The sequence below is a fragment of the Brevundimonas sp. SL161 genome, assembly GCF_049896985.1.
GTDB lineage: Bacteria > Pseudomonadota > Alphaproteobacteria > Caulobacterales > Caulobacteraceae > Brevundimonas.
In genome coordinates, this window is record NZ_JAFCVJ010000006.1 from 1 (window position 1) to 12,861 (window position 12,861).

Sequence of the window (12,861 nt, forward strand, 5' to 3'; positions counted from 1 at the left end):
AGGCGGCGGCGCACTTGCAGTCGGTCTACGAGATGAGCGAGCGGCGGGCGTGCCGCGTGCTGGGCGTGGATCGGACGAGCGTGCGCTACCAGGCGACACGACCGGACGACGGCGCCTTGTGCGATCGGTTGAAGGCCCTGGCTCAGGAGCGTCGGCGGTTCGGCTATCGACGCCTGCACGTGATGCTCCGGCGCGAGGGGCATGCGGTCAACAGGAAGCGGGTCCAGCGGATCTACCGTGAGGAGAAGCTGGCGGTGCGCCGGCGCGGCGGGCGTAAACGGGCCATGGGCACGCGGCGTCCGCTTGAGAACCCTCTGGTCGCGAACCAGCGCTGGTCGCTGGACTTCGTGTCCGACCAGCTCACCGATGGCCGCCGCTTCCGCATCCTGACCGTGATCGACAACTGCACCCGCGAATGCCTGGCGCTGGTGGCCGATACCTCGCTGTCGGGCGCACGGGTCGCGCGCCGAGCTGGACCTCGTTATCCAGCAGCGCGGGCGTCCGGAGACAATCGTCAGCGACAACGGCACGGAGTTGACCTCGAACGCCATCCTGGCCTGGGCTGACGATGCGGCGGTCGGCTGACATTACATCGCGCCGGGCAAGCCTCAGCAGAACGGCTTCAACGAGAGCTTCAACGGCCGCCTACGCGACGAGCTGTTGAACGAGACGCTGTTCCGATCCCTACCGCACGCCCGGCTCGTGCTCGAAGCCTGGCGGCGCGACTACAACAAAACCCGGCCGCACTCGAAGCTGGGATGGCTGACGCCCGAGGCCTACGCCGAGGCGCTCACCGGACACATCGGCCGGCCTGCTGCGCGGGTTGATGGCTGCGCAGACCTGCCTCTTGCCACCCCAGCCAATCACGGCTCAGATCAACCTAGGACTCTCGTTATGGCTGGATGAGAGACGGGGGTCACGTCAGGGGCACTAAAATCGATGGCGAAGCAAGAGGTTACGGCGCCGCTTTTATGTTGCCCTCCGACGATCCCATGTCAGGTTTACAACCCTCAGCGAGCCTAAACGAGGCGTCACAAATTAAATGAGCTGCTTCGTTAGAAGTCCAGAACACCTCGTCCAATGTTCCATACCCAAGCTTGGATATGTATCGGTCGATTATTTCAGGTGTAAGGCGATCTCGCTTTCTCCGCGCCTTGTAAAAATCGATCTGCTCGAATGGTAAAATTCGTCCTTTTTCGAAGAATTCCCAAGAACTTGCATCTTTCATCGAGTAAACAACCCTGACCGCTTCCTGGCTTTTAATGGCCGTCAGTGCATTGCGGGGATACTCGATAGACAATCTGGAAATCTGTACTGACAGATGGAGGCCAGGCAGATTTCCCGAGATCGTATAGACCATTGATGAATAGCCGTCGGCTACGCTGCTAACAAAGAGCGTTTTCACTCCCTCGGGCCCGACCACCTCGCTTAACAAAATGGCTTTTCGCACCGCCGGTGGGTGAGCCGGGCCGTCCGGTGAGTCAAAAATCGGTCGAACATCCCGCACCGTTGCGCGATCGACTGCAAGAGGTTTCCCCCAAGCTGCCGATTGAGCGAGAATCGCGTCGCGGGCAACCCCCAGAGAGCAAGGAAGTATTGAGAAGGAAAAACGTTCGTAAAGCGATAGTATAGTCATCGCGGCAAGCACGTGCCTGTGGTTACGCAGCTAGGATCGTTCTGCCGGGCGCGATCCCCTTGGGCTTCCACTCGACCTTGATTGCGCCCCCCTCCTCGTTGTGTCGAACACCGTTAGAGTCCGTGTATCCGAGGTCGGGTCTGTTGTCACCAACGCGGTTTCCTTGAGCGTCGACCTGAGTTTGGTTCTTTCGAATGTCATCAGCGCCCTGACCCCGAACTTCGTCCGCGCGGTCATCGATGGCCTGATCGTGGTCTGGAGCGCCATGGGGTCGGGAAACACCATCATTGGCAGGAGGGGCCGGGCGAGGCTCTCCCGGTGCATCTGCGTCGTTATGAAGTGGTGCGGTCAGCCAGTCCCAAACAGCACCGGCCTTATCGCGGCAGCTCTGCGACTGCGTACAAGCGCCTACCGCAACGGTTGCGACGGTGCTTACGGTTACGCCAACCCCACAGCCTACCGGACCACCAAATGGTGCCCCGGCCAAGCAAGCCGCACCTTGGATCTGTCTACCATCCGGATCCGTCCCATTCACCGGATCATTCCCGACATAGGCATACAGATTGAGCCCCTGCCCATACCCGACCGGGTCGGTCTGCAGGAACCGTCCGAGATCCGGCCGGTAGGCGCGGGCCTTGTAGTGGTAGGCCGCGAAGTCCGGCATCCACATCTGGCCCGTGTACATGAACCGGCCTGCGTTGCCCGGCCGGGGCGCGCCGTAGTCGTCGTAGGCCAGGGTGTAGGGCGCCGTCCCGGCCGGGTCTGTGATGGCGATGCTGGACGACTGGTGGTCCTGCAGTGTCCACAGCGGAGAGGCCGCCGTCGTGCCGGCGTAGGAGACCGCCAGCTCGTCCGGCCAGGGGCCCCGGATCAATCGATCGCTGATCGTGCCGGACCCGGTCGCATAGACGGCCGCCACGCCCACACCATCGTATTGATAACGGGCGCCGAGCGTGCCGGTCATTTCGGCCAGCCGGTCCAGCGGGTCGTAGGTCAGGGTGGACGACCCCATGCCGGTCAGGCGGTTGGCGGCGTCGTAGCTGTAGCTGCGCGTCCCGTCTCCGGTCAGATTGCCCTGGGCGCTCCAGGTCAGGGTGGCGCCGCCCGCCGAGATCGACTGGTTCAGGCCGTTGACGCCATAGCCCACCGTGACCGGCGGAGGTGAGTAGAAATAGGTCGCGTTCGACCGCCCCAGGGTCTGGATCTGACTGGCCGGGGTGTAGCCGTAGCTGAACGTCACGTCCGAGGCCGTGCCGCCGAGATCGTGGCTGAGGCTCGTCAGGCGCGAGGCAGCGTCATAGCCATAGGTCGTGGACACGGCGTTTCCGCGTCCTACGGCCGTCCGTCGACCCAGGTCGTCGTAGGCATAGGCGACGATCGTGGTGACCCCGGCCTGCCTGATCGACCGCATCTGGTCGTCGAGGTCATAGGCATAGGTCACGGAGAACAGATCGGGCCATTTCAGCTCGATGCGCCGCCCGGCGATGTCCCAGGCGCTGGTCATCGTGCCCAGCGCCGTCGTCTCGGTCGTCTGCCGGCTCAGCCCGTCCCAGGTCGAGCAGACAGCCGTCGTCGAGCAACCCGGCGCGCCCGGGGCGTGCGACGCGGACAGGCGGCGGCCGAGATTGTCGTAGCTGTACCAGACGTCGTTGGAGCCGGACGGCGCATCGATGGAGGCGATGCGGTTGAGGGTGTCGAACGCCGTCGTGAACAGAAGGCCCGACCGCGTACGCTTGGTGGTTGGATTGTCGTTGGCGTCGTAGCCGTATTCCTCAAAATCGACGCTGTTGGCGGTATGAGAGCCGACCGTCGTGACCGGGAAGTAGAGGCGGTAAAGACGGTCCATGTCGTCATAGACATAGTCCGAGCGGTTGCCGGCTCCGTCTTCGATCCAGTCGACCTTGCCGTTCGCTGTCCAGCCTTGCACCCGCTCAGGGAGAGCGGCCGAAGTGCCGTAGTCGGTCTGGACCTGGATTAGACGACTGGCCAGATCGTAGCTGTTGAGGCTGATACGGTCCGGACCGAAGCGGCCGACGGTCGTTTGAGCGCACGCGTTCGTCGGCGGCGATGCGAAGTTGTCGGGATTCATCCGCTGGGCCGTGCACGTCAGACGACCCATGACGTCATAGGCATAGTCGGTCAGACTGGCGGCTGGCGTTCCCGGAGCCAACTGCTCCCGGAAGAGACGTCCCTGGCCGTTGTAGGAGGAAGTCGATGTCTGCAGCGCCGAGAAGGCGGCCCAGTCCAGGTTGGATTGACCCAGGGTCGTGCCGCGCTCGACGACCGTGACTTGACCGTCCGGGTTGTAGGTCGTCCGGCTGGCAGGGAACAGGCGCGCGCCGCCGGCATCAGGATCCGGACCTATAACGCCGACCTGTTGACGCATGGCGTCGTAGACATGGCGAGTGGTGTCCGCCGTGCCTGGCAGCGGGCCATCGACCGTAAGGGGATTGCCGACAGGGTCGTAGGTTGTCGTGACGGTGGCGACCAGACTGTTGTCACCTGCTTGGGTCGACATCGAGACAGGCAGGAGATTGGACGCTGCCGTACTACTGCCGATCTGGTAGGTCGCGGTCGTACGGATTTCATCGGCCGTTCCAATACAGGCCGCTGGAGTCGAGCCCGTCTGGCCCGCGAGCGTGGCGCATTGCGACTGTGTGACCTGAACCCAGATCGGGTTGGGATTCTGGGTGATCGAGGTCGAGCCGTTCTGGTGATACCAGGCGTTCTGCTGCTGATAGCTGAACCGGGTTTGAGGGCGGACGGCGCCCGCGACCGGAACCGGTGACGTTGCTGTCAGCACATTGCCGGCCGCATCATAAGTGTAGGTTGTCGCATTAAGACGCGGGTTGGTAACGACCGTCGCGCGACGGCAAGCCACAGGGTTCGACGTGCAGGCGGGGTATGTGTACTCGGTCACGGCAAGTGGACCGCTCGGCCCCGACTTGCCAAACTCCGTCACGGATTCGACGACGCCGGTCAGATAGTTTCGCGTGATCGTAACGCCGTTGTTGTCCGGATAGGTGGCTCCTTGAAAGCCTGCCCCCGTGATCCCCACGCCCGTCGTCTGGCTGAGCGCATTGGTCACGGACACGAGCTCGGACATCATGTGTCCGTTGCTGAAAGGCCTTTCGTACCAGTTGAATTTGTAGACCTTTGTAGCGCGTGGCGTTGATGGCGCGACCGGCGGCGAAGTGATCGTCGTCGTCAGGTCGTAGTCGTAGCCGGGCGGCGGGCAATCAGCGGGATCCGGGCTTGGAGTAAAACCGCAAGGGCGCGGTTGATACGCATAGGTCCAGGTACCTGCGCCGTCAGAGGCCCCGGTGACTCTCAAACCGAACGGGAATATCCGTTCGTTCACGTACGTCACCGAAGACCCCGAGGTGGTCGTCGGCGGCGCAACTCCAACGACATTGGCCAGTAGCGGATCGGCACTGTCAAAGATGATCCGCGTCGTTCGGTTCAGCGAGTCCGTGACATGCCGCTCCAGCCCGGATGCAGCCGTCGTGAACGTCAGGCTCGGCCAGGTTTGCGTGAAGGAGCAGATCGCGGCGGTCGGAGCGCACGGATCCACCGCATTGTTCAGCGCAGTAACTTTGTAGAGACTGCCGCCCGTGTAATCGAAGTGAATTTGATAGCCATAATTGTTGGTGACCGACGCTGGGCTCACACCGCCCAAGGCGTAGCTGATGATTTCGCCATTAGGCCTCGTGATTGTCTGAATGCGGGTCTGATCGACCAGCGCGCCGTTCACTACGACCCGCGACGTGCCCTGATAGACGGCCACACTTGCGTCTGGTGCTGTGTAGGTCCAGGTCCCCGACGCCTCCGTCAGCGTGCCGAGCCCATCGATCAGCTCATATCCGCCAGCGCACGTGTCGCGCTGAAAGAGGTTGGATTGGCCCATGTAAACAAGGGTTAAGTAGTTGTAGCAGTTGGGGTCTGAGCCGACCGGCTTGTTGATCGCGCCCCAGCTGCTGTATCGCCAGTCGCGGACGCTTGCGTCCCAGTTCGCGGTGAAACTCAGCCCGCCATTTGCGGGGTCTCCGACGCTGATGGTCGGCGAAGAGACCTGGACTGAGCCCGATGACAGCTCGACGCCGAATTGATCAACCGCTTCGACGGGGGATGGCGGCACGAGCGCGCTCTGGGCGCTGGCAGCGCTGGTCCAGGAGACCACCAGCATTGCGCAAACCACCAAAAGTGCAGCGCCGTGGCCCTGCGAGACGTTCATCATGCCGGAAGGCAGCGAACTGGACTGCACACGATCCCCCTTTGCCTCAAACGAATGTGCCCCCAGAGTGGAGCAATCTGCAACCTTCGCGATATTTTCACACCACAGGGTTGTTCGAAAGAGCATCTGCGGTCAAGCTTGTCGTCGAAAAGTTTGAGCAGGGTTGGGGGAAGCGATGCGATCGATGCGCAGCGATGTCGTTCGTCAGCGGCGAGGACTTGGTCATTGGTTTGGCGTCGCAAGCGCATTTGCAGCACTGGCAAGCGTCCAGCCAAGCCAGGCCCAGGTCACCGAGACTTTCATCTACGACGTCCACGGGCGACTGACCGGTACCACCGACGTAAACGCCGCTGGCGTTGCGGGGTGGTCCGGCTACAGCATCGATCCTGCAGACAATATCTCGACCAAATCGATCGCGGCCGTCGCATTTCCGAGCACTCCGTCGCGCCTGCTGGAAAACGAGTCTATCACTCTCCAACAGACGATCTATTCGCCGAACAACGCGGTCACCCTGGCCCTGCAGTCGGACGGAAATGTCGTTCTGCGCTGCGGAACGGCGGTAAAGTGGTCATCAGGGACAGCCGGCACCCAGGCTCAGTTTCTCGTCCTGCAAGGCGACGGCCACCTGGTTCTCTACGGCCCCAACTACACACCGGTCTGGTGGAACGGCGCCTATGGATTTACCGGCGCGTTCTTGCAGGCCCAGAATGACGGGAATCTCGTCGTTTACAGCGCGGGTGGCGTACCACGCTGGGCGACTGGAACCTCGTGTGGGGGTGGAGGCACAGAGGTTGTCCCGGTCAGCTTCTCCACCACGTCGAACTACGGAGGCTACACGGGTCTGACGACGTCGGGGGGAATGAGGGACGGCAATTTCAACAGTTCGAACTCGATCCATGGCACGAACTGGGGAGCCACTGAGATCATTCAGGCGAACCTCGGCACCAGCCAGTCCATCAGCCGCATCGACATCGCCTCGGCCGATGCCGGCGCGCCCGGCGGATGGGGCGCCTTCTACACAAACGGCGTGGTCGTCGAGTACTCCAACGACGGCTTCAACTGGACTTCCGCTGGCACGGTCAGCGGCTTCGTTGATGGTTCCTACACGTCGATAAGCCTTGGCGGCGCGACCATGCTCTACATCCGCCTCATTAGGACTTCCGGTTTCCTCGGGATGGGTGATTTCCGAATCTATCAGTAGCCCATTCGTCTTGCTCGCCATGCCTGCAAGGTTGAACCAACCCCCTGAAAAATCGGACGCTTATAGGCCCGAGACGAACATGGAGACACAGGCCGAAACGCGACCCTAAGGGACCGGGTTACTGATCCGCTTTGCAGGTATGGTGCAGGTCGGATTTCAGGTCGTTCCCACCGGAAGGCGCCTTAGCTTGGGAACGTCGAAATCACTCGCTTCGGCCCAGACTGGGAAGGGGTTGGGTCGGCCAACTTTCAATGCCGCAGGCGGCGCTCCAAACCCATGCAGGCACTTGGTTTGACCGGTCGGCTTGACTGGATTTCGTAATATGGGGGTCAGGTGTTCGATGCCCCTAAGCGCACCATTCTCTCGCTGTATCGCCGTTCGACCTGTAGGGTTCGGCGCGAACAGCGGGGGCTTGATCATGCGGTTTCACATCATCCTGACGGCGGCGCTTGCGCTCGCCGGTACGGCGTCGGCGCAGGAACACCCGCCCCATGCCCAGGCCTGGACCTACGGCGGGGCGACCGGTCCCGAGCGCTGGTCCGAACTGGAGCCGGCCAACGCCGCCTGCGCCACAGGACAACAGGAAAGCCCCATTGATCTGACCGGGGCGATCACGGCTGATCTGGGCGTGCTGGACATCGACTGGTCGCCCATGCCCGCCGCCGCTCGCGATACCGGCCACGCCATCCAGCTGGACGCCCCCGAGGGGTCGACCATGGCAGTGGGCGGACAGACCTATCGCCTGTTGCAGTTCCATGTGCACCAGCCGGCGGAGCACCTGCTGGACGGTCGCCGCTTCCCGCTGGAGATCCATTTCGTTCACGCCGGACCGGACGGCGTTCTCGGCGTGCTGGGCGTCTTCGCCGGGGTCGGCGCCACCAGCGCCCCGCTTCAGGCCGTCATCGACAGCCTGGGCGCCCCGACGGCCGGACCCGCGCTGGACCCGAACGGCTTGCTGCCCGCCGGCCGCGACTTCTTCCGATATGAAGGCTCACTCACCACCCCGCCGTGCAGCGAGACGGTGGACTGGGTCGTGCTGAGCGCTCCCATCACTGTGTCGCAAGACCAGGTCGATGCTTTCGAGCGACTGCATCCTGGCAATACCCGCCCGATGCAGCCGCTGCACCGCCGCTTCCTGCTACGTTCCGGACACTGAGCGACGCGACCGCCAGCCGTCCTCACTTGATCATATAAGCATATCTTTATATGTCTCCGGCCAACCCCGCCCGCACAGGGCTGCTCGGAGCGATCCCCTTTGTCCCGTTCTTCCTTCCTCTTCACCTCGGAAAGCGTTTCCGAGGGCCACCCCGACAAGGTCGCCGACCGTATCTCGGACACCGTCGTGGACCTGTTCCTGTCCAAGGATCCCTATGCCCGCGTGGCGTGCGAGACCCTGACGACGACGAACCTGGTGGTGCTGGCCGGCGAGATCCGCGGCCAGGGCATTATGGACACGGACGGAAACTGGGCCCCGGGCGTCGAGGCCGAGATCGAGGCCGCCGTGCGCGCCGCAGTCAAGGACATCGGCTATGAGCAGGCTGGCTTCCACTGGGAGAAGTTCGAGTTCATCAACCGCCTGCATGGCCAGTCGGCCGACATCGCCGTCGGCGTCGACGCCGCCGGCAACAAGGATGAGGGCGCGGGCGACCAGGGCATCATGTTCGGCTACGCCTCGAACGAGACGCCGGAGCTGATGCCGGCCACCCTGCAGTACAGCCACAACATCCTGAAGCGCCTCGCCGAGGTCCGCCATGGCGGCGACACCCGCCTGGAGCCCGACGCCAAGTCGCAGGTCACCATCCAGTATGTGGACGGTGTGCCCGTCCGCGCCACCTCCATCGTCCTGTCGACCCAACACGCCGCCGGCCTGTCGTCCGAACAGGTGGCCGAGATCGTCAAGCCCTACATCCTCGAAGTGCTGCCCGAAGGCTTCGCCGACGAGAACACCGTCTGGCACATCAATCCGACCGGCATCTTCGAGATCGGCGGCCCGGACGGCGACGCGGGCGTGACCGGCCGCAAGATCATCGTCGACACCTACGGCGGCGCGGCGCCGCACGGCGGCGGCGCCTTCTCCGGCAAGGACCCGACCAAGGTCGACCGGTCGGCCGCCTACGCCTGCCGCTACCTGGCCAAGAACGTCGTGGCCGCCGGCCTCGCCGACCGCTGCACGATCCAGATCTCCTACGCCATCGGCGTGGCCAAGCCCCAGTCGATCCACGTGGACCTGCACGGCACCGGCAAGGGTTCGGTCACGGAGGCCGTGCTGGAAGACAAGATCCTGGGCCTGATCGGCGGCGCCACGCCCCGTGCGATCCGCGAGCACCTGGGCCTGAACAAGCCGATCTACGCGCGCACCTCCGCCTACGGCCACTTCGGCCGCACGCCGGACGCGGACGGCGGCTTCAGCTGGGAAAAGACCGACCTGGTCGACCAGTTGAAGGCCCTGGCCTGATCCTATCTGACCGATCCCTTTCGGGATGTTGACGTGGTCCGGGCCTTGCACGCATTTCGCGCAAGGCCCGGCGATGTCCGCCTGGTCGGGGGAATGACTATGAAATCCATAATGATGGGCGCGTTCGCCGCCCTCGCTCTGCTCTGCGGCGCCGCTCCGGCCTCGGCTGCTCCGGTTCAGGACGGCGACTACTACACCTTCGACCTGGTCAACGGCACGCCATGGACCATCCTGACCTTCCAGACCGGCGAGCCGAACGGCACCTACAGCCAGGACTGGATGCCGAGCCGCATCCTGGCGTCTGGCGACACCGTCAACATGCGCTTCTACGATTCCGAAGACGCCTGCGAATATTACGTCAAGATCGTCTTCGAGGACGGCGACGCCTGGCAGCAGAAACTGAACTTCTGCGAGCTGGAATACGTCGTGGTCAATGAAGACGGCACCATCGAAGGCATCGAATAGGCCTCCGCGCCTTTCAACGGTCGTCGTCGCAGGCTACAGGCGCGCGATGACGACCGATCCTTCCGCCCGCTCGCCTGACGCCCCGCTCCGTTCCTTCGGACGGATCAAGTCGCGGGCGATCAAGCCGCGCCAGGCGGCTCTGTTCGATACATTGATGCCCTCGGTGACGCTTCCGGATCCAGCGGCGGGACCGATCGACGTTTCCGCTCTGATGCCAGGTGCCAAAGAGGTGTGGCTTGAGATCGGGTTTGGCGGTGGCGAGCACCTCGCCGCCCAGGCCGCGCGCAACCCGTCCGCCCTGATGATCGGCTGCGAGCCCTTCCTCAACGGCGTCGCCTCGGCGCTTCGGCATATCGAGGAAGGGGGCCTCAAGAACATTCGCCTGCATGCCGATGACGCGCGAGCCGTGGTCCAGGCCTTGCCGGACGGATCGCTGGACCGGATCATGATCCTGTTCCCTGACCCCTGGCACAAGGCGCGGCACAACAAGCGCCGCCTGATCCAGCCGGCCTTCGCCGCCGAACTCGGGCGCAAGCTCAAGCCCGGCGGTCGCCTGCGTTTCGTCACGGACTGGAAGGACTACGCCGGCTGGGCGCTGGAGCGGTTCCTGGCCACGCCAGGCCTGGTCTGGCTGGCCGACGAGACGGCAGACTGGAAGGTCGCGCCGGAGGATCACGTGGTGACCCGCTATGAGGAAAAACGCCTCGGCGACACCGACCCTCTGTTCCTGGAATTCGAGCGGGTCTGACCCGCCCGACCGCGCACCGACCGCGCTCAAGCAGCGAGCCGCCGCGCGGCGAGCGGTAGCGCCCTAAATCATGCCTGCCTGAAGCCCAGCACATCCTGCATGTCGTAGAGTCCCGGCCCGCGCGTCCGCACCCAGGCGGCGGCGGCGACCGCGCCCTTGGCGAACAGGGACCGGTCGATGGCCGAGTGGCTCAGGGTCAGGACCTCGTCGTCCGAGGCGAACAGCACCGTGTGTTCCCCGACGAGGCCGCCCGCGCGGATCGAGGAGAAGCCGATGGTCCCGGTCTTCCGTTCCTCGGAGATGCCGTCGTAGGGCGCGCTGCGCAACTCCGACAGGTCATGACCGCGACCGCGCGCGGCAGCCTCGCCCAGCATCAGTGCGGTACCGGACGGGGCGTCGATCTTCTTCCTGTGATGGGCCTCGGCGACCTCGATGTCCCAGTCGCGGGCGTCCAGCCGAAGGGCCGCATGCTCGACCAGGCCGATCAGGATGTTGACGCCGAGCGAGAAGTTGCCGCTGCGCACGATGGCGAATTTTTCAGCCGCAGCCTGGATGGCCGCGTCCTGCTCGGGAGTGAAGCCGGTCGAACCGATGACGAGGGCTGGACCGCCGCGCTCGGCGCAGGTCTGTGTCAGGGCGACCGAGGCCTCGGCGGTGGAGAAGTCGATGACCACGTCGCAAAGGCTCAGGTCCGGCGTCTCGCCCCAGTCGAAACGGACCGAAACCATGACGTCCTCGCGCGCGTCCAGGGCCTGGGACACGGCCCGACCCATCCGGCCGCGCGCGCCGGAAATCCCGACGTGAAACAGTTCGCTCAAGACGAGGCCCCTCCGGCGAAATTCACTGGGCGTTCTCGCGCGCCGACTTCGCGTCTTCTTCCGAGCCGAGGATGTCTGCCCAGAATCGCTTGGCCTTGCCGGCGAAGGACGAGTTTCGCGGATTCTGGCTGTCGCCGAACGAGGCGGCCAGTTCCTGCATCAACTCCTTCTGGCGGTGCGTCAGGTCGGTCGGTGTCTCGACGAACAGCTCGACCACCAGGTCGCCGCGCTGGCGGCCGTTCAGATGGGGCATGCCCTTGCCGCGGATGCGGACCGTCTTGCCGGTCTGGGCGCCGGCGGGAACGCTGACCGGAGCCTTGCACTTGCCGTCGCAGGCCTCGGATACCAGGCAGGGGGCATCGATCTCGCCGCCCAGGGCCGCGACCGTCATCGACACCGGCACGGTGCACAGCAGATCCAGGTTGTCGCGCTCGAACAGATCGTGCGGTGTCACCGACAGGAAGACATAGAGGTCGCCGCGCGGGCCGCCGCGCGTTCCGGCATCACCCTCGCCCGACAGGCGGATGCGCGAGCCGTCATCCACGCCGGCCGGAACCTTCAGCGACAGTTTGCGCGTCTTCCGCACCTGGCCGTGGCCGTGGCAGGTCCCGCAGGTGTCGGCCGCCGACAGCCGCTGTCCCTGACCGCCGCAGGAGGGGCAGGTGCGTTCGACCTGGAAAAAACCGTTGGCCTGACGCACGCGTCCCGCACCCTGGCAGGTAGAGCAGGTCGTCGGCTTGGCGCCGTTCCTGGCGCCCGAACCCTCGCAGGTCTCGCACGCCGCAGTCGTCGGCACGGAGATTTCCACCTCGGCGCCCTGATAGGCCTGCTCCAGGGTGATCTCGAGGTCGTAGCGCAGGTCCGAACCGCGACGCGGGCCGTTCGACTGGCGCCGCCCGCCACCGCCGAAAACGTCGCCGAACGCGTCGCCGAAGACCTGGGAAAAGATGTCGTTGACGTCGTGGAAGCCCTGCTGACCCCCGCCGCCTCCGCCGTTCACGCCCGCATGGCCGAACCGGTCATAGGCGGCGCGCTTCTGGTCGTCCGACAGGACCGTATAGGCCTCGGAGACTTCCTTGAACCTGGCCATGGACTCTTCGGAACCGCCGTTGCGGTCCGGGTGGTGCTCCATCGCCAGCTTGCGATAGGCGGACTTCAGGCCGGCGGCGTCGATGGTCCGCTCGACCGACAGCACCTCGTAATAATCACGCGCCATGCGCAGACGTCCTCAAACCAACCCCTGACAATCCGATCACGTCGCTTTTTCGAGCGTGCAAGCGGAATGGCGGCCCACGCAAGACATG

The 12,861-nt window shown here is 64.3% G+C and carries 9 protein-coding genes and 1 pseudogene; 6 read left to right on the plus strand and 4 right to left on the minus strand.

What is annotated here, in order from left to right; translation table 11 throughout:
* Positions 1 to 906: pseudogene (locus ACP7AU_RS06445) on the plus strand (IS3 family transposase); the annotation flags it as partial.
* Positions 907 to 955: 49 nt separating this feature from the next.
* Here the strand turns inward: ACP7AU_RS06445 and ACP7AU_RS06450 are convergent.
* Together ACP7AU_RS06450 and ACP7AU_RS06455 are read right to left on the minus strand one after the other, a co-directional pair.
* Positions 956 to 1,648, minus strand: a complete 693-nt coding sequence (locus tag ACP7AU_RS06450; protein ID WP_426050896.1) for a hypothetical protein — start codon at positions 1,646 to 1,648, stop codon at positions 956 to 958.
* Positions 1,649 to 1,658: 10 nt separating this feature from the next.
* Complete coding sequence (locus ACP7AU_RS06455) at positions 1,659 to 5,996, minus strand: RHS repeat domain-containing protein (RefSeq protein ID WP_426050897.1); 4,338 nt, start codon at positions 5,994 to 5,996, stop codon at positions 1,659 to 1,661.
* 58 nt (positions 5,997 to 6,054) lie between these two features.
* Between ACP7AU_RS06455 and ACP7AU_RS06460 the strand changes: the two genes are divergently transcribed.
* From ACP7AU_RS06460 to trmB, 5 genes are all read left to right on the plus strand, one after another.
* Positions 6,055 to 7,071 carry a hypothetical protein gene (locus ACP7AU_RS06460; protein WP_426050898.1) on the plus strand — a complete coding sequence of 339 codons (1,017 nt, stop codon included), beginning with the start codon at positions 6,055 to 6,057 and terminating at the stop codon, positions 7,069 to 7,071.
* 418 nt (positions 7,072 to 7,489) lie between these two features.
* Positions 7,490 to 8,227, plus strand: coding sequence for a carbonic anhydrase (locus ACP7AU_RS06465; protein WP_426050899.1), 738 nt, complete (start codon positions 7,490 to 7,492; stop codon positions 8,225 to 8,227).
* 99 nt (positions 8,228 to 8,326) lie between these two features.
* Complete coding sequence (gene metK, locus ACP7AU_RS06470) at positions 8,327 to 9,526, plus strand: methionine adenosyltransferase (protein ID WP_426038478.1); 1,200 nt, start codon at positions 8,327 to 8,329, stop codon at positions 9,524 to 9,526.
* A gap of 99 nt (positions 9,527 to 9,625) precedes the next feature.
* On the plus strand, positions 9,626 to 9,991 hold the full coding sequence (locus ACP7AU_RS06475; RefSeq protein WP_426038479.1) for a hypothetical protein: 366 nt from the start codon (positions 9,626 to 9,628) through the stop codon (positions 9,989 to 9,991).
* Between the two features lie 46 nt (positions 9,992 to 10,037).
* Positions 10,038 to 10,739 carry a tRNA (guanosine(46)-N7)-methyltransferase TrmB gene (gene trmB / locus ACP7AU_RS06480; protein WP_426038480.1) on the plus strand — a complete coding sequence of 234 codons (702 nt, stop codon included), beginning with the start codon at positions 10,038 to 10,040 and terminating at the stop codon, positions 10,737 to 10,739.
* Positions 10,740 to 10,807: 68 nt separating this feature from the next.
* Here the strand turns inward: trmB and dapB are convergent, their stop codons facing one another.
* Together dapB and dnaJ are read right to left on the minus strand one after the other, a co-directional pair.
* Positions 10,808 to 11,557 carry a 4-hydroxy-tetrahydrodipicolinate reductase gene (gene dapB, locus ACP7AU_RS06485; RefSeq protein WP_426038481.1) on the minus strand — a complete coding sequence of 250 codons (750 nt, stop codon included), beginning with the start codon at positions 11,555 to 11,557 and terminating at the stop codon, positions 10,808 to 10,810.
* A gap of 22 nt (positions 11,558 to 11,579) precedes the next feature.
* The gene (gene dnaJ, locus ACP7AU_RS06490; protein WP_426050900.1) at positions 11,580 to 12,773 is read right to left on the minus strand and encodes a molecular chaperone DnaJ; all 1,194 of its coding nucleotides are present in this window, start codon (positions 12,771 to 12,773) and stop codon (positions 11,580 to 11,582) included.
* Positions 12,774 to 12,861: the final 88 nt, after the last annotated feature.

Bases quoted from the DNA above. Each gene is read 5' to 3' on its own strand.
- ACP7AU_RS06455 (WP_426050897.1), bottom strand. From the start codon at position 5,996: ATGCTCTTTCGAACAACCCTGTGGTGTGAAAATATCGCGAAGGTTGCA.
- ACP7AU_RS06460 (WP_426050898.1), top strand. From the start codon at position 6,055: ATGCGCAGCGATGTCGTTCGTCAGCGGCGAGGACTTGGTCATTGGTTT.
- ACP7AU_RS06465 (WP_426050899.1), top strand. From the start codon at position 7,490: ATGCGGTTTCACATCATCCTGACGGCGGCGCTTGCGCTCGCCGGTACG.
- ACP7AU_RS06475 (WP_426038479.1), top strand. From the start codon at position 9,626: ATGAAATCCATAATGATGGGCGCGTTCGCCGCCCTCGCTCTGCTCTGC.
- trmB (WP_426038480.1), top strand. From the start codon at position 10,038: ATGACGACCGATCCTTCCGCCCGCTCGCCTGACGCCCCGCTCCGTTCC.
- dnaJ (WP_426050900.1), bottom strand. From the start codon at position 12,773: ATGGCGCGTGATTATTACGAGGTGCTGTCGGTCGAGCGGACCATCGAC.